This is a genomic window from Bradyrhizobium sp. BTAi1 (assembly GCF_000015165.1).
GTDB lineage: Bacteria > Pseudomonadota > Alphaproteobacteria > Rhizobiales > Xanthobacteraceae > Bradyrhizobium > Bradyrhizobium denitrificans.
This window is the reverse complement of the sequence record NC_009485.1, coordinates 3,994,800-4,017,744: the sequence shown is the minus strand read 5'-3', so window position 1 is coordinate 4,017,744 and position 22,945 is coordinate 3,994,800. Positions and strand designations below refer to the sequence as shown.

The window sequence follows — 22,945 nt, the reverse complement described above, 5'->3', positions numbered from 1 at the left end:
TGTCGAGGCGGTCACAATAATGAAATTTTAGCCGTATTTTAGCGACGCCACGCCACAGCCATTTTGTCGACGGATCAAAGGGATGGTAAGGATGTTCACTGACCTTGGAACGTGACGGCGTTTCAAGGGTGGCCGCAGCGCTCGTTCCGGGACTGCAGATTGGGGATCGAGCGCACACGATGGGATCCATCGACAGGTACATCTTTCGCACGACGCTCGCGTCGTTTGCGGTGGTCCTGGTGAGTCTCACCGGGGTGATCTGGATCACCCAGGCGCTGCGCGGCATCGACCTGATGACGAGCCAGGGGCAGACCATCCTGACCTTTCTCGGCATTACCGGCCTGGTGATTCCCTCGCTGCTCGGCGTGATCGCGCCGATTGCGCTGATGATCGCAGTCTCTCACACCCTCAACAAGCTCGCGACCGATTCGGAAATCATCGTGATGAACGCCGCCGGCATGTCGCCGATCCGGCTGTTTGTTCCCTTCGCCTACGCCACCTGCGTCGTCGCGATCCTGGTCACCTTCATTGCCGCCTTCTTCGCGCCCGACGGGCTGCGCCGGATCAAGCAATGGGACGCCGAGATCACCGCCGACGTGCTCGCCAACATCCTGCAGCCCGGACGGTTCGCCCAGCTCGACCAGAACCTCACGATCCGGATTCGCGAACGCCAGCCCGGCGGCGAATTGCAGGGCATTCTGATCGACGACCGCCGCGATCCGAAGGAGCGAATCACGATCATCGCCGAGAAGGGCACGGTGGTGAAGAACCCCGACGGCTCGTTCCTGGTGCTGGAGGATGGCAATCTCGAGCGCTTCGAAGTCGGCAAGCGCGAGCCGGCAATGGTCGCGTTCGCCCGCTACGCCTTCGACATGTCGAAATTCTCGAATCAGGGCCGCGATGTCACGCTCGGCATCCGCGAGCGCTATCTGTGGGAGCTGATGGCGCCGGCGGAGGACGATCCGATCTACAAGCAGATCCCCGGACAATTCCGGCAGGAGCTGCATGACCGCTTCCTCGCCCCGATCTACCCCTTCGCCTTCGCCGCTTTGACCTTTGCGTTTCTCGGCGCGCCGCGCACGACGCGTCAGAGCCGCAACTTCTCGTTCGGCAGTGCGATTCTCGCGGTGTTCGGCGTGCGCATGGCCGGCTTCGCCTGCTCCGTCATGACGGTGAAGACGCCGGTCGCCGCCCTGGTGCAGTACCTGATGCTGTTCGGCGTGCTCGGCTTGAGCATCTGGATCATCGTCGGCGGCGTGGTGGTCGAGCCGCCGGCGCGGCTGATGGAGGCGATCAACCGGTCGAATGCGCGGATCGCACGGCTGTTCAGAAGGCCGGCCGCCGCATGAGCATGGTCACCAACACGCTGGGGCGCTATTTCGCCGGCCGCTTCCTGGTCTCGGCGGTCGGCGTGTTCGCGAGCATTTTCGTGCTGCTCGTCCTGGTCGATTACATCGAGATGGTCCGCAAGACCTCGGGGCTGGCCTCCGCCTCGGCGCTGATGGTCGCCGAGACCTCGCTGTTTCGCGTGCCGCAACTGCTCGAGAAGATGATGCCGTTCTGTGTCCTGATCGGCGCCATGACCTGCTACCTCGCGCTGTCGCGTCGCCTCGAGCTCGTGGTGGCGCGCGCCGCCGGCGTCTCGGCCTGGCAGTTCATCGCGCCGGCGCTGGCCAGCGCCATCGTGCTCGGCCTGATGGCGACGACGCTCTACAATCCGATGTCGGCCAATCTGCGTGAATTGTCGAAACGCATGGAAGCGGAGCTGTTCGGCGCCGCCCCGGGCGGCGGCGTGCAGGATGCGTCCGGCTTCTGGCTGAACCAGATCAACCCGGACGGCTCGGTCATCATCAACGCCGCACGCAGTGAGCAGCAGGGTGTTCGGCTGACCGGCCTGACGCTGTTCCGTTTTGATACGGAGAAACATTTCAAGGACCGAATCGAAGCGCGCGAGGCCACCCTCGAAGACGGCCAGTGGGTGTTCAAATCGGTGCGCCGATTCTCCCTCGATGCGCCGCCGGTGGACGAGCCGACCTTCATTCTGCCCACCAGCCTGACACCGGCACAGGTCCGCAACAGCTTCTCGACCCCCGAAACTGTGTCGTTTTGGCAACTGCCGAGCTACATCCGTTCGTCAGAGAGCTCAGGCTTCGCGACCGCGGGCTACCGATTGCAGTATCATAAGCTGATCGCGCAGCCATTCCTGCTGGCTGCGATGGTCATGCTGGCCGCGTCCGTGTCGCTCCGCTTCTTCCGAATGGGTGGCGTACAAAAAATGGTTTTGAGTGGCGTGGGCGCCGGCTTTCTGCTCTACGTTTTGTCGAAAGTAACGGAAGATTTGAGCAAGGCTGCGTTGATGGATCCGATCGTTGCCGCGTGGCTGCCGGTGTTCGTCGGCGGCCTGACCGGCTTTATGGCCTTGCTCTACCAGGAGGACGGCTAGTGTCGTTCGTTGCCGTCCGTCAGACAGCGCTTGCCGTGCTCCGGCAGCATGCGATTGCATGCGGTCGATTTGCGCGCGTGAGTGGCATCGTGTCTGCCGAATCCATGTCTCGGAAGTTCTGGTCTCCCGGCTCCAAGCCGCGCAGCTTCACGTCTGGCCAATTCACGTCTGCCGTTCTCGGGGGCGTGTTCGCGCTGGCGTTCGGTGCCGTGCTGACGGCGACCATCGGTCTGGTTGCACCTGCGCCCGCCGCCGCGCAAAGCTTCACCTATAATCCGCGCCCGCCGAAGGCGCCGCCGCCGCGCGTCGCCAACGACAACCAGATGCTGGTGCAGGCGACCGAGGTCGATTACGACTACAACAACTCGCGCGTGTCAGCAGTCGGCAACGTTCAGCTGTTCTATAACGGCACCTCGGTCGAGGCCGACCGGGTGATCTACGACCAGAAGACCAAGCGCCTGCATGCGGAAGGCAACATCCGCATGACCGACGCCGACGGCAAGATCACCTACGCCAACAGCCTCGATCTGTCGGACGATTACCGCGACGGCTTCGTCGATTCGCTGCGCGTCGAGACCGAGGACCAGACGCGGATGGCGGCGACCCGCGCCGACCGCTCCAAGGGCAATTACACCGTCTTCGAGAACGGCGTGTACACCGCTTGCGCGCCCTGTAAGGACGATCCGAAGAAGCCGCCGCTGTGGCAGGTCAAGGGTGCGCGCATCATCCATGACCAGACCGAGAAGATGCTGTATTTCGAGAACGCCCAGCTCGAATTCTTCGGCGTTCCGCTCGCCTATATCCCCTACTTCTCGACGCCCGATCCGACGGTGAAGCGCAAGAGCGGCTTCCTGATGCCGGGCATCACCCAGACCGGCGGCTACGGCTTCGGCGTCGACATCCCCTATTATTGGGCGATCGCGCCAGACTACGACGCAACCTTCACGCCGCGCATCACCTCCAAGCAGGGCGTGCTGCTGCAGACCGAATTCCGCCAGCGCTTCAGCAATGGCGGTTACCAGGTGCGCCTCTACGGCATCGATCAGCTCGACCGCAACGCCTTCGCCGGCCAGCCGGGCGACCGGCAGTTCCGCGGCGGCATCGACACCAAGGGCCAGTTCGCGATCAACGACAAATGGGTGTTCGGCTGGGACGGCATCCTGCTGTCCGACTACATGTTCCTGTCGGACTACCGGCTGGCGCAGTACCGCGACCCGTTCAACTCGTTCATGAGCCTGCCGACAGAGGCGATCTCGCAGCTGTATTTGACCGGCGTCGGCAGCCGCAGCTTCTTCGACGTCCGGGCGATCCATTATCTGAGCTTCTCGGGCAACCAGCAGACCGTGCCGGTGGTCTATCCGGTGCTGGATTACTCGAACGTGCTGAACTACCCGGTGTTTGGCGGCGAGTTCAGCTACAAGACCAACTTCGTGAATCTGAGCCGTGAACAGGCGGTGTTCGATCCGATCACCAGCACGGCCAACACGGCCGGCCTGTGCACGACGACGTCGGCCGATCCGCGCGCGCGGCTGCCCACCCAGTGCCTGCTGCGCGCGACACCCGGCACCTATACCCGTCTCACCGCACAGGCGGAGTGGCGGCGGTCCTATACCGACCCGTTCGGCCAGATCTGGACGCCGTTCGCGATCCTGCGCGCGGACGCGATCAACGCCAACGTCACCGCGCAGCCAGGCGTCGGCAACTTCGTTCAGACGGGCGACACCCAGGCGCTGCGGCTGATGCCGACAGTCGGCCTGGAATACCGCTACCCGTTCATCAATGTGCAGCCGTGGGGAACCACGACGATCGAACCGATCGCGCAGGTGATCATCCGGCCGAACGAGACCTATGCCGGCCGGCTGCCGAACGAGGACGCCCAGAGCATGGTGTTCGACGCCAGCAACCTGTTCAGCGTCGACAAGTTCTCCGGCTATGACCGCGTCGAGGGCGGCGGCCGTGCCAATGTCGGCGTGCAGGCCACCACCCAGTTCGACCGCGGCGGCACGATCAACGTGCTGTTCGGCCAGTCCTACCACCTGTTCGGTCTGAACTCGTTCGCGGTGCAGGACGCCAACAATACCGCCATCGGGTCCGGCCTGGACAAGACCGTCTCGGATTACGTGGCGCGGGTCGATTACTCGCCGAACCGGACCTATACGTTCAGCATGCGCAGCCGGTTCGACCAGCAGACCCTGAACATCCAGCGCTTCGAGGCCGAGGCGAAGGCGAACTTCGATCGCTGGTCGGTGGCCCTGACCTACGGCAATTATGCCGCGGATCCGGCGCTCGGCTATCTCGCCCGGCGTGAGGGCATCCTCGGCAGCGGCTCGGTCAAGGTGGCGCCCAACTGGATCGTATCCGGTGCGGCGCGCTGGGATCTGGCCGCCAACAAGATCAACCAGTATGTGATCGGCGCCGGCTATGTGGACGATTGTTTCGTGCTGGCCGCGAACTATGTAACGTCCTATAATTATACGGCAGGTACCACCCCACCCGTTCTGAGCCATGCCTATATGCTCCAGATCGGGCTTCGGACGCTCGCGAACTCCTCGTCGACGGGAAGTGCGGCTGGTGGCCTTCAGTAGCGCGCGCCGGTCTCCGACCGGTGCTCCTCTGGTCCGAGAGGTCCCGTGGTCCGAGAGGTCCCGACAGAGAGCCGTCGCGCCGCTTCTGGTTGGACTCATTGCGAACAGCGAAGCTTGGTCATGACGATCGCGTTCTCTTCCCGCCTTCGGGCCCTGGCCATCTGCAGTCTTGCGGTGCTGGCATCGGGTGCCGGGCTGATCCCCGCTCAGGCCCAGAGCATCGTCGTGATGGTGAATGGTGATCCCATCACCGATTACGACATTGAGCAGCGGATGAAGCTCAACTTCCTCAGCACGCGAAAGCAGCAGAGCCGGCAGGAGGTCATCAACGAGCTGATCGACGACAAGGTGAAGATCAAGGAAGGCAAGAAGTTCGGCGTCGAACCGACGGCCTCCGACGTCGACCAGTCGTTCGCCGGCATGGGCTCGCGCATGCGGCTCAATGCCGAACAGCTGACGAAATCGCTGGAGAGCCAGGGCGTGCGCCCTGAGACGCTCAAGGCGCGCATCAAGGCCGAGATCGTCTGGACCAGCCTGGTCCGCGGCCGCTACAAGGAACGCCTGCTGGTGTCCGACAAGGACGTTGCCGCGGCGGTTGCTGCGGCCGGCGGCGATTCCGACCAGCAGGGCCAGGCCTTCGAATACAAGATGCAGCCGATCGTGCTGATCGTTTCAAACTCATCGAACCAGGCGGTGATGGAAGCGCGGCACAAGGAGGCGGAAGCCCTGCGCGCGCGGGTGCAGACCTGCGCCGACGCCAACAATGTCTTCAAGACCACCGCGAACGCCGTGATCAAGGAAATCGTCGTCAAGACGTCCGCCGACATTCCGCCGAACCTCCGCAAATTGCTCGACGACACCCCGATCGGACATCTCACGCCGCCCGAAGCGACCAAGCAGGGAATCCAGATGGTCGCGCTGTGCGCCCGCACCCCGACGACGGTCGACACGCCGAAAAAGCGTCAGATCCGCGAGGAGATGTACACCAAGAAATACGAGGCGACGTCCAAGGCCTATCTGCAGGAAGTCCGCAAGGCGGCGATGATCGAATATCGCTGATGAGCAAGCCCCTCGCGCTCACATTGGGCGAACCTGCAGGCATCGGCCCCGACATCACCTTGCAGGCGTGGCTGCGTCGCACCGAGCTTGGACTTCCGGCGTTCTATCTGCTCGGGGATCCCGGCTTCATCAGCCAGCGGGCGACGCTGCTGGGTCTCGATGTTCCGGTGACGGAGACGCATCCCGGACAGGCCGTCGAGATATTCTCCAAGGCGCTGCCGGTCGTGCCCACCGGGCATCGCGTCACCGCACAACCCGGCCGTCCCGACGTCACGAGCGCAGAGGCCACGATCGGCTCGATCCGCCAGGCTGTCCTCGACGTCAAGGCCGGACGGGCGAGCGCCGTCGTGACCAATCCGATCGCCAAGGCCATCCTCTACCGCGCCGGTTTTACGCACCCCGGGCACACCGAGTATCTCGCCGAGCTCGCCGCCGATGGCGGGGTGGTCCCGCAGCCCGTCATGATGCTGTGGTCGCCGACGCTCGCCGTCGTGCCGGTGACGATCCATGTGGCGCTGCGCGAGGCGATCGAGCAGCTGACGAGCCCGCTGATCACCTCCACGACCCGGATCGTCGCGGCGAGCCTGCGGCGCTATTTCGGCCTGTCGCGGCCACGCATCGCCTTGTCGGGCCTCAATCCTCACGCCGGCGAGGACGGCACGATGGGCACGGAGGAGGACACGATCATCGCGCCGGCGATCGCGACCCTGCGCAATGCCGGCCTCGACGTGCAAGGACCGCTGCCGGCCGATACGATGTTCCATGACGCCGCGCGCAAGACCTATGATTGCGCCATCTGCATGTATCACGATCAGGCGCTGATCCCGATCAAGACGCTGGCCTTCGACGAGGGCGTCAATGTGACGCTCGGCCTGCCCTTCATCCGCACCTCGCCGGACCACGGCACGGCCTTCGGCATCGCCGGCAAGGGCACGGCCAATCCGGCCAGCCTGATCGCTGCCCTCCGGCTTGCCGCGCGCATGGCCAGCCAAGCGGCATGAGCGCGATCGACGACCTGCCGCCCCTGCGCGAGGTCATTCGCGAGCATCAGCTGTCGGCGCGCAAGGCACTCGGCCAGAACTTCCTGCTCGATCTCAATCTCACCGCGCGAATTGCCCGGGCCGCCGGCCCGCTGGAGGACGCCACTGTGGTCGAGATCGGTCCGGGCCCGGGCGGCCTGACGCGGGCGCTGCTCGCGCTCGGCGCCCGCCACGTCATCGCCGTCGAGCACGATGAGCGCGCGATCCCGGCGCTGCAGGCGATCGCGGAGCGTTATCCGGGACGGCTCGAGATCGTCTGCACCGATGCCCGCACCTTCGACGTCCGGCCCTATCTCGGCAGCACCAAGGCCAAGATCGTCGCCAACCTGCCCTACAACATCGCGACGCATCTGCTGATCGGCTGGCTCTCGGCCGAACCATGGCCGCCCTGGTACGACATGATGGTGCTGATGTTCCAGCGCGAGGTCGCCGAGCGGATCGTCGCGCGCGAGAACGAGGAAGCCTATGGCCGGCTCGGCGTGCTCGCCAATTGGCGCTGCGAGACCAAGATCCTGTTCGACATCTCGCCCTCGGCCTTCGTGCCGCCGCCGAAGGTGACCTCATCGGTGGTGCGGCTGGTGCCGCGCACGGCCCCGGAGCCGTGCGACCGCCGCGCGCTCGAGCAGGTCGCCGCCGCCGCGTTCGGCCAGCGCCGCAAGATGCTGCGCCAGAGCCTGAAGTCGCTGCCGACGGATCCCGCGCGGCTGGCCGCAGCGGCCGGCGTCGATCCGACGCGCCGCGCCGAGACCATTCCGGTGTCGGGCTTTGTTGCCATGGCGCGCGAATTGACCAATAGTCGCGACGATAACAAGACCTAACAACAAGCATTTCAGGGAGATTTCTCATGGCGTTGATGCGTCGTCAGTCGCTCGTCAAATTCGATGCACCGCTGTGCGAGACGATCGTCGAGACACCGAAGCCGCAGGGCCGGGAAGTTCTCGTGCGCATCGAACGCTGCGGCCTGTGCCATTCCGACCTGCACATCCAGGACGGCTATGCCGACCTCGGCGGCGGCAAGCGCCTCGACACGACCCGCGGCATGACCCTGCCGTTTACGCTCGGACATGAGATCGCCGGTGTCGTCGACGAGATCGGACCCGCCGTGCCGAGGGAACTGATCGGCGCCCGGCGCGCCGTGTTTCCATGGATCGGCTGCGGCCAGTGCCGCGACTGTGCCAATGGCGACGAGAATTTGTGCGCCAAGCAGCGTTTCCTCGGAGTCTCGATCGACGGTGGCTTCGCCACCCACGTGCTGGTGCCGGACGCGAAGTACCTGCTCGAATATGATCCGCTGCCGGTCAATCAGGCGGCGACCCTGATGTGCTCCGGTGTCACGGCCTATGGCGCGCTCAAGCGTCTCGTCGACCGGCCGCGGCAGCGCAATTTGCTGCTGATCGGACTCGGCGGCGTCGGCATGATGGGACTGTCGTTCGCGCAGGCGATGTTCAAGCAGCCGATCTCGGTCGCCGATCTCTCGGCTGCCGCGCGCGACACCGCGCTGAAGAACGGGGCGGCCACAGCCTATGATCCGGCCGAGCCGGACGTGATCAAGCGCATCCTCAAGGAGACCGAGGGCGGCTTCGACGAGGTCGTCGACTTCGCCGGCAATGAGAAGTCGATGGCGTTTGCCGTGTCGGTCGTGGCTCGCGGCGGCAAGATCGTCGTGTCCGGCCTGATGGGCGGCCAGTTCACCTTGCCGATGGTGCAGTGGGTGTACAAGCGCATGACCATCGAGGGCTTCATGGTCGGCACGCTCGCCGAAGGTCATGAGCTGATGGCCCTGGCCCGCGCCGGCAAGATCAAGCCGCCGCCGATGCGCGAGGCGCCGATGGCCGACGTGCAGAAGTGGATCGATGAGCTCCGTGCTGGCCATGTCGTCGGACGCGTGGTGCTGACCAACTGATGAGTCCGTCCATCGCATTGTAGATGCCGTATGCGCGCGGCTCCGAGCCGCGCGCGAAGCAGCATCGGCAACGACAAGCGCCGTCGGCTCGCGGTCGGAGCCGCGCGGCCGAACGCGAGCGCGCCGTCGTGGCGGAACGGAGCGGAGAAGTCGCGCGCGCTGATCCAGCAGCCTCAGCGGTGTCTGGGTGGGGTTGCGTGCGACATCGATCGACGCGGTTCATTTGTCCACAAATGGTGGCCGCGCGGTGGAGCCAAGCACGCAGCCTGCTCCCATGTGATCCAGCAGCGGAGCCTGCATGGCGATCTGCTTGTGGAAAAAATGCCTCAGTCCACAATGAAAACGGCCAGTCAGAATTAATCCGGAATTGGGGCTCATTGCGACCTAACTTCTTTCCGAGAACGCGCCGTTGCGTCGCGTATCCGGAGTCACCAATGGCAAGCCGAACGGCAGGAGTTGCATTCGCCATTGCAGCCGGAATCGTCGTGATTGCCGTGTCGCCGCGCGTATCCATCGCTGCGGATGACTGCCTCACTGAGCCGACCGGCGAGAAGTCCGACGCGCAACGCTGGTACTATCGCTTCGATCGCGGCACCAATCGGCGCTGCTGGTATCTGAAGGACGCCAACGGGAACACCCGTGACATCGCGGCCCCACCGCGGACACCGCAGCAGCCGGCTCCCTGGGACTTTGCCCAGCCTGCGCCGCCCAAGCTGACCGCAAAACGAACCGATGGCCCAGCGCCTCGCGCCAACGCCGAAGCCCTGGCTGAAGCGCCTCAGCCGCGTGTCCGCACGGACCTTGCCATCCGTGGCACGCCGAAGCCGCAGAATGTCGCGATCACGCCGACCACATTGACGGCCTCCGACGCCAACCTGCCGCGCAGTCTCGACGCCTCGCCATGGCCGTCCTCGCCGCCGCCGCAGACCGAGCCGGCGATATCCGATTCACAGCCGGCGGCGGCGATCGCCGCGGACGATAACGTTGAACTGGACTCCAATGCAGCGCCGCCGGCTGAAGGGCCGTTGACGGCGACGTCGAAGTCCACCAAGCCGGAAGCGCCCATCCACGTGCTGATGCTGGTGGTGTTCGGCGCCCTCGCGATCTCCGGCCTGCTGGCCAGCGCCCTCTACCGTCTCAGCCGGATGGGACGGAAGCGGCGCCGCGGCGCGGAATGGCAAATGGCGGCACGGACCCGGCGCTCGCGCGCGAAGCCGCGGACAAAAGCAAAAGCGCCAGCCTTCGGTCAGCGCAGCGCCCGCAACGGATCTGGCGCGGGCGACGGCTTTCGGACCCAGGAGACGGCATCGGCGCTCGACCTCGCCAGCGCGCGGCTGTCCGCCGCGACACAGGATCAGGCCGGCGCGAGGCCCCGAGCCGCGGCGCCCGCCCCCTATCAGGATCATTCGAACGACGTTCCCAGCCGACACGATCGGGATCAGGCAGCCGAGTTGCCGAAGCTGCAACCAGCCGAGGCTGTCTGGCAGGCCGCCGATGATCTCGCGGCCCGTGCCGCGGGGCGCCACTCCGCAATGATGGCCCAGGCCGTCCTCTCACAAGGCGTCCAGACCCAGGGATCGATGGCGCAGGGATCGATGACATCGGCCGACATGCCGATCCCCTCAGCCCAGATCGCCCCTGCGGTCCCGCCAGCAACAGCGCCCGCGTTTGCGGCCCCGCCAGCGGCCGCTGCCAAGGCCAGCGCGTCTTCGGCCGAGATGGCCCTCCAGGGCTGGTCCGCCCAGACCCGCCCCGCTGCGACCTGGCCGGGCGCGCAAGCGCCTGATGCGCAGATCGCGGCCCCCGCTTCTGCGGCACCGTCCCAGACGGGCGCGCCGGCTGCGCCGGCGCCCCCGCCCGCCCCGGTGGATGTCGCTGAGATCGTATCGGCGTTGCGCAAGGCCCGCACCGGCAATGCCGCGTCGCAGACGCCAGGCGCCGCGCCGGTGGATGCGGCGAAGGTGATTGCCGCCCTTCTGGTGTCCCGCGCGGCCAAGCGACGCGCATCGCAACCGTCCACGCCCGAAATGGCTGACGCCTTACCCGCCGCCCACATCGGCGCATCGCAGGCCGCGCCGCCAGCGCCGTCCGTGGTCGATCGCCTCCGCAACGGACACGCCGCAGCGCCCCCGAGGCCTGCGATGTCCACCGACGCGGTCGCCGCCAGTGCAGCTTCATCCGCGGATCCGGCGGCGGCGCTGATCGAGACGCTCCGCGCCCATGCGGCGCGGCAGACACCCCAGCAGCCGCAGGACGCCTCGACCTTCGGGCCGGAGCCCGCGGCGCCTCACAGCGACGACGCTGACCTCGACGATCCCGCCGCGGCCTTGATCAACCTCCTGGAGTCCCGCTTCGCGTTGGCGCAAGACGAACTGGAAGCAGATGGCTCCGACGCGCGCGACGAGGCGTTCGCACCACAGACGCAGCAGCAGATCGCCACCGAGCAGGACGATCCGGCGGCGCAGCTGTTGAGTATGTTGGAATCACGGCCTTCGCTGCCGCCGGCCCCTGCCGTCCGCGAGCCGTCACGACGCCAACCGCCGCAACGTGCGCTGTTCGTCCCGCCTCCGGTCGAGGATGCGGCGACACCGCCGCTCGACTTCATTCCGCGCCCTCAGGCGTTGCGGCCGCGGCCGCGCAACATCCAGCAGGATGAGTCGCTCGACGGTATTCAGGACATCCTGGCGCGGCTCGGACGCCGAGCCTGAGCCCACGCGTCAGCCTTCAAGCTGGCCCTGCAGCTCACGCACGAAGGTCGTCAATCCGGTCCGACGCTCGCGCTTGAGCCGCTCGGCCTTCAGGATCGACTGCACTTCGGCAAAGGCGTCGTCGACATTGCGGTTGATGACGATGTAGTCGTACTCGGCCCAGTGGCTCATCTCGTGGCTGGCCCGGCTCATGCGCCCGCGAATGACCTCGTCGGAATCCTGCGCGCGCGTATGCAGCCGCTTCTCGAGATCGGCAGCGGATGGCGGCAGGATGAACACGCTGACGACATCCTGTCGCGCTTTCTCGCGCAGCTGTTGCGTGCCCTGCCAATCGATGTCGAACAGAACATCCTGGCCGGCCGAAAGAGCCGCTTCGACCGGCGCGCGCGGCGTGCCGTAGCGGTTGTCGAACACGGTCGCCCATTCGAGCAGCTCGTTGCGCTTGACCATCTCCTCGAAGCGCGCACGGTCGACGAAGTGATAGTCACGTCCATCGACCTCACCAGGGCGCATCGGACGTGTCGTCGCCGACACCGACATCTGCAGGCCCGGCATGCGCTCGATCAGCAGCCGCGACAGCGTCGTCTTGCCCGCCCCAGAAGGTGACGACAGCACGAACATCAGACCGCGCCGTTCCACCCCGTCGAAGCTTCCGTCGTGAGCCGCCATGGATCACTCCAGATTCTGAACCTGTTCGCGAAACTGCTCGACCACGGTCTTCAGCTCGAGTCCCGTGTTGGTCAGCTCGATGTCGTTCGACTTCGAGCAGCAGGTGTTGACCTCGCGGTGGAATTCCTGCGCGAGGAAATCGAGCCGGCGCCCGACCGGCCCGCCCTTGCCGAGCATCTCGCGGGCCTGCGCGACATGCGAGGCGATACGATCGAGCTCCTCGCGGACGTCGGCCTTGGCCGCGATCAGCAGCGCCTCTTGCGCCAGGCGGTCCGGATCGAAACGATCGGAGGTTTCGAGCAAGGCCGCGACCTGCTCCGCGAGCCGCGCCTTGATCGCTTCCGGCTTGCGTCCGGGTGAGGCTTCCGCCCTGCCCGCCAGCGCCTCGATCTCGTCGACACGCTGATTGAGAATCTGGCCGAGCGATTCTCCCTCGCGGCGACGCATCTCCACCAGATGCTTCAGCGCCGTCTCGAAAGCGGCGATGGCAGCTTCCTTGGCGGCCTTGTCCTCGGCCTCATCGCTCTCCGGCTCGGCCACCTCGATCACACCCTTGATCGACAGCAGCCCGTCGATACTCGGGGCGACCGCGTCGATCCGACCCGACAGCGAGCTCGCCACCTTGACCACGGCCGCCAGAACGTCCTCGTTGATGCGAACCGTCGCGCCAGTCTCGGTGCGCTTGACGGTCAGGTTTGCGTAGACAGTGCCGCGGGACAGCACTTCGGTTGCGCGCTTCTTGGCGAAAGCCTCGACCTCGTCCCAGCCCTGCGGCAGCCGCACGCGGACGTCCAGTCCCTTGGCGTTGACGGACTTCAACTCCCACTCGAACGAGTAGGGACCGCTTGCCCCGTGGCTACGGGCAAAGCCGGTCATGCTCGACAGCGCCATTTCGTCAATATCTCCGGCACATCAGGAACGGGCGATAGACTCGCCCCACCAAAAGTGCGCGAACCTTACGGCCTTTTGGCCAAATGTTAAGCCCGGTTCTGCGCGGCCGAGGCGCGTGGACAATTATTGCTGAACGACCGGCGGGCTCGATTGCGCCGCGCCCTGCCTGCCGCCCGCAGCAGGCGCCGGAGCGCCCGATGCGCGATTGGCCGGCGGCTTCTTGGCCCCCGTCGGCGCACGCGGTGCTGCTGCCGCGGCGGCCGGATCAACGGCGCCCGCTGCGGTGGCCGCCGGCGCCTCCTCAGGCTCGACCGTGTCGTTCTGGGTCTGCCGCTCCATCGCCCGCAGCTTGGCGACGTTCTTCTGATGCAGATCGTAGGTCTCGGTGAAGGCGTGACCACCGGTGCCGTCGGCCACGAAATAGAGGTCACGTGTCCGCGCCGGGTTGGCCGTGGCTTCCAGGGACGCCCGGCCCGGGTTTGAGATCGGCCCCGGGGGCAGCCCCTCGATCACATAGGTGTTGTACGGCGAAGGCTGTGTGATTTCGCTGCGCTTGATCGGCCGTCCCAGCGTCCCCTTGCCTCCGACGAGGCCGTAGATGATCGTGGGATCCGACTGCAGCTTGATCTTCTGCTTCAAGCGATTGACGAAAACGGCGGCGACCCGGCTGCGTTCGTCGGGCTTGCCGGTTTCCTTCTCGACGATCGAAGCGAGCGTCACCAGCTGTTCTGGCGTCCGCACGGGCAAATCAGGGCTGCGGCGCTCCCAGATCTCGGCCAGCACACGCTTCTGCGCTTGCTGCATGCGCTGAATGACCTGCTCGCGACTCGTGCCACGCGGGAATTTGTAGGTCTCAGGAAGGAGCGTTCCCTCGCGCGGAATTTCACGGACACTGCCGGTGAATATCTCGTTGTCAGAGAGGCGGGCCACGATCTGCTCGGAGGTCAGACCTTCGGGAATCGTGACCCCATGCTGCACGACCTTGCCCTCGACGATCACGCCGATCACGTCGCGCAGCGACGCATTCTTCTGGAACGCATACTCGCCGGGCTTGAGGTCGGAACTCGCCTTCAACGCATACACGCCACCGATGAAGATCCAGGGATTGACGTCGATCACGCCCTCGCGGGCCAGCACATCCGCGATGTCGCGCTTGCCCGCGCGCTGAGGAATGTTGACGATCTTGTCGTCCTGCAACGGTCCCGGAGCCTCCAGGATCTGCCGTCCGTAGTAATACGCAGCCCCCGCTCCGATCATAGCCAGAAGCAGCAGGGTGATGATCGCATTGCCGACGACGACGAACGGATTGCGGGCCCGATCGGACCGACGCGGCGGCGGCGGCACCCGCTCGGGCTCGAGCGCTGCGCGCGGACTACGGGGCGAGATGGGCGGCCGTTCACTCATCGATGCAACCTTCAGTGCTGTCGCTCTCGTCGCCGCCGTGCGCTCCCCACGCGGCGACGTCACGTCTACGCCCACCCTCACGCTTCATCATCGAATGCGGCGAAAAGGTGTTCTCGCCGGATCTCATGGCCATGGACGGCCGGTTCCGTGCCTCATCGAGCCTGCTCGTCCTGCGAGGACACGCGAACTCTTGGGTTCTAGTGTGGCTGTGGTCGGATATCCGCGTGACGAAACGACAAGCAGTCGCAGCGGTCATCCGTCCTTCCACACTAACCCACCACGCGTCGCAAGATCACCGAAGCATTGGTGCCACCGAACCCGAACGAGTTCGACAGCGCCACGTTGATCTCCCGCTTGCGAGCACTATGCGGCACGAGGTCGATCGCGGTCGCGACCGACGGGTTCTCCAGATTGATCGTCGGCGGCGCGACATTATCCCGAATCGCGAGAATGCTGAAGATCGCTTCGACGGCCCCCGCAGCGCCGAGCAGATGGCCGATCGACGATTTGGTCGAGGACATCGAGATCCTCGATGCTGCGTTGCCGAGCAGGCGCTCGACCGCACCGAGTTCGATCTCGTCACCGACCTGCGTCGAGGTGCCGTGCGCGTTGATGTAGTCGATATCCGCTGCCGTGATTCCGGCGCGCTTCATGGCCGCGCTCATGCTGCGGAAACCGCCGTCTCCATCAGGCGATGGCGAGGTGATGTGATACGCATCGCCCGATAGCCCGTAACCGCAAACCTCGGCGTAGATCCGGGCGCCGCGCGCCTTTGCGTGCTCATATTCCTCGAGCACCACGATGCCGGCGCCCTCGCCCATCACGAAGCCATCGCGATCCTTGTCGTAGGGACGCGAAGCCTTCTCCGGCGTCTCATTGAAGCCGGTGGACAGCGCCCGCGCCGCGCAGAAGCCGGCCATGCCAATTCGGCAGATCGGCGATTCCGTGCCGCCAGCCACCATGACGTCGGCATCGCCGAGCGCGATCAGACGGCTGGCGTCGCCGATGGCATGTGCGCCCGTCGAACACGCCGTGACCACCGAATGGTTGGGGCCCTTCAGCCCGTGCTCGATCGAGACATAGCCCGACGCGAGGTTGATCAGACGTCCGGGGATGAAGAAGGGCGACACCTTCCGCGGACCACGCTCCTTGAGGAGAATCGCGGTGTCGGCGATGCCCGACAGGCCGCCAATGCCGGAGCCGATCAAGGTGCCGGTGGCACAGCGGTCCTCTTCCGTCGACGGGTGCCAATCGGCATCGTCGAGCGCCTGGCGCGCGGCGGCCATCGCGAAGATGATGAAATCGTCGACCTTGCGCTGGTCCTTCGGCTCCATCCACTGGTCGGCATTGAACGTGCCGTCGGTCCCATCACCACGCGGCACCTGGCAAGCCACCTTGGCCGGCAGATCGGAGACGTCGAACGTCTCGATCTTGCGCGCTCCGCTCTTACCCTGCAGGATGCGCTGCCAGGTCGTTTCCACTCCACAGCCAAGCGGCGAAACCATGCCAAGGCCAGTGACGACAACCCGCCTCATGTTCGTTTCTCCAGACCCGACCTTGGGCGGTTGTTGACCGGCGGATGACGGTCGCCGCACCTCGGGTCATTGTTTCGAGCAACACGTTCTGGCCGGATCGTGCAGCCGAATCGTGCACTGCCGGCCCAATCTGACGACTCCTTACGACGCCGCCAACAGCAAGAAACCGGTCGGCCGCACAAGACGGGCCGGCCGGTTTCGCGCAACGCTCGCCTGAGGATCAGCTCTTGGCGTTCTTCTCAAGGAACTTGGTGGCGTCGCCGACGGTGAGGATCGTCTCCGCGGCGTCGTCAGGGATCTCGCAACCGAACTCTTCCTCGAAGGCCATCACGAGCTCGACCGTGTCGAGGCTGTCGGCACCGAGATCGTCAATGAAGCTCGCGTTGTCGACCACTTTCTCGGGCTCGACACCAAGGTGCTCGACCACGATCTTCTTAACCCGCTCGCCAATCTCACTCATCGTTCAACCTCGTGCTTGTTCCTTTAAGACCCGACCCCCGGATGATCCGCATCACCCCGGCCGTTAAACTTCCTTCGCGATCGCGAAAAACCAGATTTGCCCCGCAGCGCCCCTTTACCGAAATCTGGCGGACGACTTGCGGTCCGAAAACTTCGGAAACGGGGCCACTCACAAACTCCAATCCTCAAGGACTCCACGAGTCCGGCACGCCTCCGACCCAGAGCGCTCAAACAGGAACCCGGATCAGCAGCACCAGCCGACGGAGGCCCGGCGAACGATGGCAGCTCGCCCCGCCAATATACAGGGTTTGGAAATCCTGCAATGGCGTTCTTCGTGCCCCCATCGGCGGCCCAGTTAACATACACGCGAATCCTTGGCGACTCGGACCGGGAGGTCGACTGCGACGTCTTTTCGCCGCATTCCGAGCCGGGGAAACGCTTAGATCATGGCCATGCCGCCGTTGACATGGATGGTCTGCCCCGTGACGTAGGCCGCCTCGTTGGAGGCGAGGTACACCGCAGCTGCAGCAATATCCTCCGGCGTGCCGAGTCGCGCCGCAGGCACCTTGGCCAGGATCGTCTCGCGCTGCTTGTCGTTCAGCGCGTCGGTCATCGGCGTCTTGATGAAGCCAGGCGCAATGCAGTTCGCAGTCACGCCACGCTTGGCATATTCCGCACCGAGCGTCTTGATCATGCCAATGATGCCGGCCTTGGACGCCGTGTAATTCCCCTGCCCGGGATTGCCGGTCACGCCGACGATCGACGTGATCGCGATGATTCGGCCGAAACGCTTGCGCATCATCAGCTTGGTCGCCGCGCGCGACAGGCGGAAGGTCGCGGTCAGGTTGACCTTGATGACCTCGTCCCAGTCTTCGTCACGCAGTTGCACGAACAGGTTGTCACGCGTGATGCCAGCGTTGGCCACGAGAATGTCGACCTGGCCCATGGCCTGTTCCGCGGCCGGCACCAGCGCCTCGACCTCGGCACTATCCGACAGGTTGCAGGGCAGCACATGCACACGACTGCCCAGCTCGCCCGCCAGCGTTTCCAGCACCTCGCGGCGCGTGCCGGAAATCGCAACCGTCGCGCCCTGCGCGTGCATCGCCTTGGCGATCGCATTGCCGATGCCGCCGGTCGCGCCGGTGACCAGCGCGGTCCTGCCACTCAGATCGAACATTCAACTCTCCATCAATGCCGCTACACGCAGCCGGTTACGCCGTTTTGGCCGCGGCCAGCGCGTCCTTGGCGGCCGCAATGTCCGCCGGACCGCCGACCGCGACGCCGACCGCACCATCCGCGATCCGCTTGACCAGACCACTCAGGACCTTGCCGGCGCCGATCTCGAAAAAGCGCGTCACGCCCTGACCTGCCATATAGGCGATCGCTTCGCGCCAGCGCACCGTGCCCGTGACCTGCTCGACCAGCCGACGGCGAATCTCGTCGGGGTCGCTGATCGGTGCCGCGAGCACGTTCGACACCAGCGGCGACGCCGGCGCCTTGATCGTCACTTTCGACAGCGCCTCTGCCATGACGTCGGCCGCCGGCTGCATCAGCTTGCAGTGGAACGGCGCCGAGACCGGCAGCAGCATCGCGCGCTTCGCGCCCTTGGCGCGCGCAATGTCGACAGCGCGATCAACCGCGGCCTTGTTGCCGGAAACGACCACCTGGCCGCCGCCATTGTCGTTCGCCGCCTGGCAGACCTCGCCTTGAGCAGCCTCCTCGGCCACCGCCACCGCAGTCTCGTAATCCATCCCGAGCAGCGCGGCCATCGCGCCGACCCCGACCGGAACAGCCTTCTGCATGGCCAGGCCGCGCGTCCGCAGCAAGCGGGCGGTGTCGGCAATGCTGAGGCTGCCGGCTGCCGCCAGCGCCGAATACTCGCCGAGCGAGTGGCCGGCAACGAAGGCTGCGTCACGGCCGACCGAGAACCCGGCCTCGGCCTCGAGCACCCGCAAGGCCGCCATCGAGACCGCCATGAGGGCGGGCTGGGCATTTTCCGTCAACTGCAAGGTTTCGGCCGGGCCTTCCCAGATGATCGCGGTCAGCTTCTCGCCAAGGGCGGTATCGACCTCCTCGAACACGGCGCGAGCCACCGGAAAGGCGTCTGCCAACGCCTTGCCCATGCCGACGGCCTGGGACCCTTGCCCCGGAAAAGTGAATGCTGCCGTCATGGCCGCTCCCTGAACGTTCCAAAATCCCTGGAATTGAGTAACTTTGGCCGGAAAGACACTGGCCAAGGCCGTGATGTCAAGCGCGTGACGGGCGCAATTCGACCACTTTCCCTTGCCTTGGGGCCGAAAATCGGTATAAGGCGCTCCATCCGTGGATCCCGAGCCGGGAGCTGAACGGACGGTCTCAGCAAAATCTCCCTGTCTAATCGCAGCGATTTTCTAATCTCAGTGATTTCCAGGCGACTTTGATGTGGCAGGGCCAGTCGGCCCGTCGTCCCGTGTTCCCGCCTTCTGAGCTGACGTCTGCGAGTCCTTTCCACAAGGGCTCGAAGGGCTTGACGCCGGGATTTGCGCCAACTTGGAAAGGACAGCCATGCCGCTTTACGAGCATGTTTTCCTCGCGCGTCAGGACGCGAGCACCCAGCAGGTGGAAGAACTGACGACTCAGATGACCGGTATCGTCGAAGGTCTCGGCGGCAAGGTCACCAAGACTGAGAATTGGGGCGTTCGTTCCCTCACCTACCGCATGAACAAGAACCGCAAGGCGCACTTCGTGCTGCTCAACATCGACGCGCCGTCGGCGGCGATCGCCGAGATCGAGCGTCAGGAGCGGATCAGCGAAGACGTCATCCGTTACCTCAGCGTCCGCGTTGACGAGCTCGAGGAAGGCCCGTCGGCGATGATGCGCAAGGCCGATCGCGACCGTGAGCGCGACGACCGCGGCGGCGGCTTCCGCGGTGAGCGCGATGGCGGCGGCTTCCGTGGCGATCGCGGTGACCGTGGCGATCGTGGCCCGCGCCGGCCCCGTGACGAAGAAACTGCGGACGAGGAGTAAGATCAATGGCTGAAGCCCCCGCACGTCGCCCGTTCTTCCGCCGCCGCAAGACCTGCCCGTTCTCCGGGCCGAACGCGCCGAAGATCGACTACAAGGACTCCAAGCTGCTGATGCGCTACGTCTCCGAGCGCGGCAAGATCGTGCCGAGCCGCATCACCGCGGTGTCTGCCAAGAAGCAGCGTGAGCTGGCCCGCGCCATCAAGCGCGCTCGCTTCCTCGGCCTGCTGCCTTACGTCATCCGCTGATCGGCGGTCAGGAATCGGCGGCCTTGCGCCGCCGAGTTCCCGTCTCGAATACTCAGAATTCGCATAAGGCTTCCGGGTCGTCCGGTCGCCGATAGTTGGGGCGAGTTGGCCTCTAACCGCTCGAAGGGAGCGGGACAGCTGATGATCGGACTGTTTCTCATCGCGCTCGCCGCAGGCGCCGCCTCGGCGCTCATGTTTGCCTCTCCCATGTCGGGCGCGGCGATGTCGATCCTGCTCGCGCTGTTTGCGCCGGTGCCGCTGATCGTCGTGGGCATCTCGTGGGGACGTCTCTGCGCCGCCATCGGCGGTGTCGCGGCCATGGCCGCCGTGCTGGCCATTTTCGGCGCGGATCGCGGCGTCGCCTTTGCCGTCACGATTGCGCTGCCGGCCTGGTGGCTCGGCCATCTCGTTCTGCTTGGCCGGCCGATGAGCGAGCCGCAGGATGGCGTGGAATGGTACCCCCCCGGCAGCATCCTGCTGTGGATCGCGGCCATCGCGACGCTCATCGTTGCGTTTGCCTTCGGCACGGACGTCTCGGCCACCAACGATGACCTGAGGCGCCTGCTCTCGCGTGTGTTCACCAGCGCCGTCCCGCCGGATACGGTCGACATTCCGCGCCTTGTCGAATTCTTCCTGATCGTGGCGCCTCCCCTGGCCGCGATGATCATGACGACGATCCTCGCGCTCAGCGTCGTGATTGCGGCGAAGATCACGGCGATTTCCGGCCGCCTGATGCGCCCCTGGCCCCGCCTGCGGGACACCAAGCTGCCGCCGATGACGCTTGCCGCGCTGTGCGCGATCATCGCGTTCTGCTTCCCTGGCGGGGTTGTCGGCCTGCTGGCGCGGATCGCGGCCGCTGCACTGCTGACCGCCTACGCCCTCACCGGCCTGGCCGTGCTCCATACGCTCACGCTGCCGTTGCGAACCCGCCCGCTCTGGCTCGGCCTCGCCTACGCATTGATGCTCACCTTCATCTGGCCGCTGCCGATGCTGGCGATGATCGCGCTGGGGATCGCCGACGCCGCCTTCGACCTCCGTCACCGCTTCGGGCCGCGGCAGCCGCCGCCGTTGCCGGTACCGTAAAAGCTCAACCTCTCACCAACCGCTTCCGAACATCACAAGGAGAACATCGATGGAAGTCATTCTGCTGGAACGTGTCGCCAAGCTCGGCCAGATGGGCGAGATCGTGAAGGTCAAGGACGGGTTCGCCCGCAACTTCCTGCTCAAGCGCAAGAAGGCGCTGCGGGCGACCGCCGAGAACAAGGCCAAGTATGAGGGCATGAAGGCCGAGCTCGAGGCCAACAACATCAAGGCCAAAGGCGAGGCCGCCAAGGTGGCCGAGAAGATCGACGGCCGCGACATCGTCATCATCCGCCAGGCGTCCGAATCCGGCCAGCTGTTCGGCTCGGTCTCGGTGCGTGACATCGTCGTCGCGCTCGCCGCCGACGGCATCACCGTCAGCCGTCCGCAGGTCTGGCTCGACGCCCCGATCAAGGCGATCGGCCAGCAGAAGATCACCATCGCGATCCATCCGGAGGTCGAGACCTCGGTGACCGTGACGGTGGCCCGCAGCGCCGACGAGGCCGAGCGCATCAAGCGCGGCGAGGACATCTCGACCCGCCAGGAGGATCGCGACGCCGCCGCCGAGGCCATCGCCGCCGCCGGCGAGTTCTTCGATCCGGAGGCCCAGGAGGACGAGGCCGCCGCTGGCGAGACCGCGCAGTAAGCGCGACGAGCGCCCCCGCAAGACCACAAAGCCCGGCTCATCGAGCCGGGCTTTTCGTTTCCCGCATCAGCGCGACGGCGAGGACGGCGCCGACGCATCGTCGGCGCTGCTCGCAGCCGTCGGCACCGCCTGGGTCGTCGCGGGGGCCGGGGTCACGGGCGGAACCGGATCGGCGCGCAGTGCCGGCGCCGCCTCGCTCGAGGTCGCAGGCGCGACCCGCGGCGGTTCGGAGCGCGTGGCATTGTCGTCGCGCGCGGCGGCAGGACGCGTGGCACCGGTCGGCTCGCTGCGGGGGTCGTCGGCCGCCGCCCCGTCCTGCGGCGCCGGCTTCTTGCGCTTGCCATGCCGGCCCTTGGCCGAAGACTGGCCGTCGCCATCGGCCGGGGCCGTGCCGGCCTCGGGAACCGCCTCGGGCTTGCCTTCGGCCGGCGCCGAGCGCTCGGACCGCTTGTGATGGCCGGACCGGCGGCGCGGCTCGGCCGGGCCGCCCGCATCGTCAGGCTTCGCCTCGGACGGCTCGGCGCTGACAGCAGACCGGGCGCGGCGTTCGGTCCGCGTCTCCTTGCCGTCTTTTCCATCCTTGCCCGAATGTCCCATGGAGCGCGCATCGGCCGCGCCATTGGTGATCAGGTAGTTGGCGAGCACGCCAGCCATCTCAGGGCTGGTCGTATAATGCTGCCGCAAAAAGCCGGGCAACGAGCTCGCCGACGTGTTCTTGGCCAGACCGCGCGGCGATTTGTGGCAGACCACGCAGGTTCCGTTGAAGATCTGAGCGGGACTCTTGCCCGCGTCGAGATTTTCCTGCGCGCCGGCCCCGCCCGCAAACATCACGCAGAACGCAGCCACCACCGTCGCCAGATTGAGCGCTCGGCCCACCATCCTCATTCTCCAGCTATCGTTTCGCCCCACACGGCGTCGCCAGCGCGACATCCGCTGCCGTGTTCCTCTCGCTATCAGCGGAACGTGACAGCGCGCCTTGCGGCCGCTCCACGGTCCTCGACGGCGATCCTTCGACCCCGCCAGCCGTCCCATGACGGACATCCGCCAACCACCGGCCGCGCGCGGCATCGTTTTAGCGGATCGCTGAGGGAATGAAAGCGCACAGATGTCCCGCCCCACAGCTGTTCCGCCCGGGATGTGATTTCGGAATAACCGCTTTGTCACAAACGCAATGGCATTCATATGCCCGCCGCGTAACATAACGACCTGATGAATGGGAACCAATCGGTTCTCAACGCGTCGAGTGCGACAGCCGGGAAAGTCAGCATCTCA

20 protein-coding genes are annotated in these 22,945 nt (G+C 65.7%); 12 read left to right on the top strand and 8 right to left on the bottom strand.

Annotated features, from left to right (window positions below; all coding sequences use genetic code 11):
* The first annotated feature begins 179 nt into the window (after positions 1-179).
* From lptF to BBTA_RS17915, 8 genes are all read left to right on the top strand, one after another.
* Positions 180-1,349, top strand: coding sequence for an LPS export ABC transporter permease LptF (gene lptF / locus BBTA_RS17955; RefSeq protein ID WP_012043912.1), 1,170 nt, complete (start codon positions 180-182; stop codon positions 1,347-1,349).
* The gene (gene lptG, locus BBTA_RS17950; protein WP_012043911.1) at positions 1,346-2,443 is read left to right on the top strand and encodes an LPS export ABC transporter permease LptG; all 1,098 of its coding nucleotides are present in this window, start codon (positions 1,346-1,348) and stop codon (positions 2,441-2,443) included. Before lptF ends, lptG begins: the two co-directional genes overlap by 4 nt.
* Positions 2,443-5,028, top strand: coding sequence for an LPS-assembly protein LptD (locus tag BBTA_RS17945; RefSeq protein WP_012043910.1), 2,586 nt, complete (start codon positions 2,443-2,445; stop codon positions 5,026-5,028). Before lptG ends, BBTA_RS17945 begins: the two co-directional genes overlap by 1 nt.
* A gap of 120 nt (positions 5,029-5,148) precedes the next feature.
* Positions 5,149-6,087 carry a SurA N-terminal domain-containing protein gene (locus BBTA_RS17940; RefSeq protein ID WP_012043909.1) on the top strand — a complete coding sequence of 313 codons (939 nt, stop codon included), beginning with the start codon at positions 5,149-5,151 and terminating at the stop codon, positions 6,085-6,087.
* Positions 6,087-7,088, top strand: a complete 1,002-nt coding sequence (gene pdxA / locus BBTA_RS17935) for a 4-hydroxythreonine-4-phosphate dehydrogenase PdxA (RefSeq protein WP_012043908.1) — start codon at positions 6,087-6,089, stop codon at positions 7,086-7,088. Before BBTA_RS17940 ends, pdxA begins: the two co-directional genes overlap by 1 nt.
* Positions 7,085-7,945 (top strand): 16S rRNA (adenine(1518)-N(6)/adenine(1519)-N(6))-dimethyltransferase RsmA, encoded by an 861-nt coding sequence (gene rsmA / locus BBTA_RS17930; protein ID WP_012043907.1) that lies wholly within the window; start codon positions 7,085-7,087, stop codon positions 7,943-7,945. Before pdxA ends, rsmA begins: the two co-directional genes overlap by 4 nt.
* 26 nt (positions 7,946-7,971) lie before the next feature.
* Positions 7,972-9,030 carry an alcohol dehydrogenase gene (locus tag BBTA_RS17925; protein WP_012043906.1) on the top strand — a complete coding sequence of 353 codons (1,059 nt, stop codon included), beginning with the start codon at positions 7,972-7,974 and terminating at the stop codon, positions 9,028-9,030.
* 434 nt (positions 9,031-9,464) lie between these two features.
* Positions 9,465-11,738: a hypothetical protein gene (locus tag BBTA_RS17915; RefSeq protein WP_012043905.1), complete on the top strand. Its 2,274-nt coding sequence runs from the start codon at positions 9,465-9,467 to the stop codon at positions 11,736-11,738.
* A gap of 9 nt (positions 11,739-11,747) precedes the next feature.
* Here BBTA_RS17915 and gmk read toward each other — a convergent pair whose 3' ends face one another.
* From gmk to fabD, 7 genes are all read right to left on the bottom strand, one after another.
* Positions 11,748-12,407: a guanylate kinase gene (gene gmk / locus BBTA_RS17910; RefSeq protein WP_012043904.1), complete on the bottom strand. Its 660-nt coding sequence runs from the start codon at positions 12,405-12,407 to the stop codon at positions 11,748-11,750.
* Positions 12,408-12,410: 3 nt separating this feature from the next.
* The gene (locus BBTA_RS17905) at positions 12,411-13,298 is read right to left on the bottom strand and encodes a YicC/YloC family endoribonuclease (RefSeq protein WP_012043903.1); all 888 of its coding nucleotides are present in this window, start codon (positions 13,296-13,298) and stop codon (positions 12,411-12,413) included.
* A 123-nt stretch (positions 13,299-13,421) separates the two neighbouring features.
* Positions 13,422-14,702 (bottom strand): endolytic transglycosylase MltG, encoded by a 1,281-nt coding sequence (gene mltG, locus BBTA_RS17900; protein ID WP_041750737.1) that lies wholly within the window; start codon positions 14,700-14,702, stop codon positions 13,422-13,424.
* Positions 14,703-14,971: 269 nt separating this feature from the next.
* Positions 14,972-16,237: a beta-ketoacyl-ACP synthase II gene (gene fabF / locus BBTA_RS17895; RefSeq protein ID WP_012043901.1), complete on the bottom strand. Its 1,266-nt coding sequence runs from the start codon at positions 16,235-16,237 to the stop codon at positions 14,972-14,974.
* A 220-nt stretch (positions 16,238-16,457) separates the two neighbouring features.
* Positions 16,458-16,697 carry an acyl carrier protein gene (locus BBTA_RS17890; RefSeq protein ID WP_006610957.1) on the bottom strand — a complete coding sequence of 80 codons (240 nt, stop codon included), beginning with the start codon at positions 16,695-16,697 and terminating at the stop codon, positions 16,458-16,460.
* Positions 16,698-17,135: 438 nt separating this feature from the next.
* Positions 17,136-17,873, bottom strand: a complete 738-nt coding sequence (fabG, locus tag BBTA_RS17885) for a 3-oxoacyl-[acyl-carrier-protein] reductase (RefSeq protein ID WP_012043900.1) — start codon at positions 17,871-17,873, stop codon at positions 17,136-17,138.
* 34 nt (positions 17,874-17,907) lie between these two features.
* Complete coding sequence (gene fabD, locus BBTA_RS17880; RefSeq protein WP_012043899.1) at positions 17,908-18,867, bottom strand: ACP S-malonyltransferase; 960 nt, start codon at positions 18,865-18,867, stop codon at positions 17,908-17,910.
* A 373-nt stretch (positions 18,868-19,240) separates the two neighbouring features.
* On the opposite strand from fabD, the gene rpsF reads away from it, so the two are divergent.
* The 4 genes from rpsF to rplI all read left to right on the top strand — a co-directional run bounded on the left by rpsF (position 19,241) and on the right by rplI (position 21,673).
* A complete protein-coding gene (gene rpsF, locus BBTA_RS17875; RefSeq protein ID WP_012043898.1) occupies positions 19,241-19,702 on the top strand; it encodes a 30S ribosomal protein S6 in 462 nt (153 codons plus the stop codon).
* 5 nt (positions 19,703-19,707) lie between these two features.
* A complete protein-coding gene (gene rpsR, locus BBTA_RS17870) occupies positions 19,708-19,947 on the top strand; it encodes a 30S ribosomal protein S18 (protein WP_008963441.1) in 240 nt (79 codons plus the stop codon).
* A gap of 141 nt (positions 19,948-20,088) precedes the next feature.
* Positions 20,089-21,030, top strand: coding sequence for a hypothetical protein (locus BBTA_RS17865; RefSeq protein WP_012043897.1), 942 nt, complete (start codon positions 20,089-20,091; stop codon positions 21,028-21,030).
* A 49-nt stretch (positions 21,031-21,079) separates the two neighbouring features.
* Positions 21,080-21,673, top strand: a complete 594-nt coding sequence (gene rplI, locus BBTA_RS17860) for a 50S ribosomal protein L9 (RefSeq protein ID WP_012043896.1) — start codon at positions 21,080-21,082, stop codon at positions 21,671-21,673.
* A 66-nt stretch (positions 21,674-21,739) separates the two neighbouring features.
* On the opposite strand, the gene BBTA_RS17855 is transcribed toward rplI, so the two are convergent.
* The gene (locus tag BBTA_RS17855; RefSeq protein ID WP_012043895.1) at positions 21,740-22,552 is read right to left on the bottom strand and encodes a hypothetical protein; all 813 of its coding nucleotides are present in this window, start codon (positions 22,550-22,552) and stop codon (positions 21,740-21,742) included.
* Positions 22,553-22,945: the final 393 nt, after the last annotated feature.

Bases quoted from the DNA above. Each gene is read 5' to 3' on its own strand.
- lptF (WP_012043912.1), top strand. From the start codon at position 180: ATGGGATCCATCGACAGGTACATCTTTCGCACGACGCTCGCGTCGTTT.
- lptG (WP_012043911.1), top strand. From the start codon at position 1,346: ATGAGCATGGTCACCAACACGCTGGGGCGCTATTTCGCCGGCCGCTTC.
- BBTA_RS17940 (WP_012043909.1), top strand. From the start codon at position 5,149: ATGACGATCGCGTTCTCTTCCCGCCTTCGGGCCCTGGCCATCTGCAGT.
- pdxA (WP_012043908.1), top strand. From the start codon at position 6,087: ATGAGCAAGCCCCTCGCGCTCACATTGGGCGAACCTGCAGGCATCGGC.
- rsmA (WP_012043907.1), top strand. From the start codon at position 7,085: ATGAGCGCGATCGACGACCTGCCGCCCCTGCGCGAGGTCATTCGCGAG.
- BBTA_RS17925 (WP_012043906.1), top strand. From the start codon at position 7,972: ATGGCGTTGATGCGTCGTCAGTCGCTCGTCAAATTCGATGCACCGCTG.
- BBTA_RS17915 (WP_012043905.1), top strand. From the start codon at position 9,465: ATGGCAAGCCGAACGGCAGGAGTTGCATTCGCCATTGCAGCCGGAATC.
- gmk (WP_012043904.1), bottom strand. From the start codon at position 12,407: ATGGCGGCTCACGACGGAAGCTTCGACGGGGTGGAACGGCGCGGTCTG.
- BBTA_RS17905 (WP_012043903.1), bottom strand. From the start codon at position 13,298: ATGGCGCTGTCGAGCATGACCGGCTTTGCCCGTAGCCACGGGGCAAGC.
- mltG (WP_041750737.1), bottom strand. From the start codon at position 14,702: ATGAGTGAACGGCCGCCCATCTCGCCCCGTAGTCCGCGCGCAGCGCTC.
- fabF (WP_012043901.1), bottom strand. From the start codon at position 16,237: ATGAGGCGGGTTGTCGTCACTGGCCTTGGCATGGTTTCGCCGCTTGGC.
- BBTA_RS17890 (WP_006610957.1), bottom strand. From the start codon at position 16,697: ATGAGTGAGATTGGCGAGCGGGTTAAGAAGATCGTGGTCGAGCACCTT.
- fabG (WP_012043900.1), bottom strand. From the start codon at position 17,873: ATGTTCGATCTGAGTGGCAGGACCGCGCTGGTCACCGGCGCGACCGGC.
- fabD (WP_012043899.1), bottom strand. From the start codon at position 18,867: ATGACGGCAGCATTCACTTTTCCGGGGCAAGGGTCCCAGGCCGTCGGC.
- rpsF (WP_012043898.1), top strand. From the start codon at position 19,241: ATGCCGCTTTACGAGCATGTTTTCCTCGCGCGTCAGGACGCGAGCACC.
- rpsR (WP_008963441.1), top strand. From the start codon at position 19,708: ATGGCTGAAGCCCCCGCACGTCGCCCGTTCTTCCGCCGCCGCAAGACC.
- BBTA_RS17865 (WP_012043897.1), top strand. From the start codon at position 20,089: ATGATCGGACTGTTTCTCATCGCGCTCGCCGCAGGCGCCGCCTCGGCG.
- rplI (WP_012043896.1), top strand. From the start codon at position 21,080: ATGGAAGTCATTCTGCTGGAACGTGTCGCCAAGCTCGGCCAGATGGGC.
- BBTA_RS17855 (WP_012043895.1), bottom strand. From the start codon at position 22,552: ATGGTGGGCCGAGCGCTCAATCTGGCGACGGTGGTGGCTGCGTTCTGC.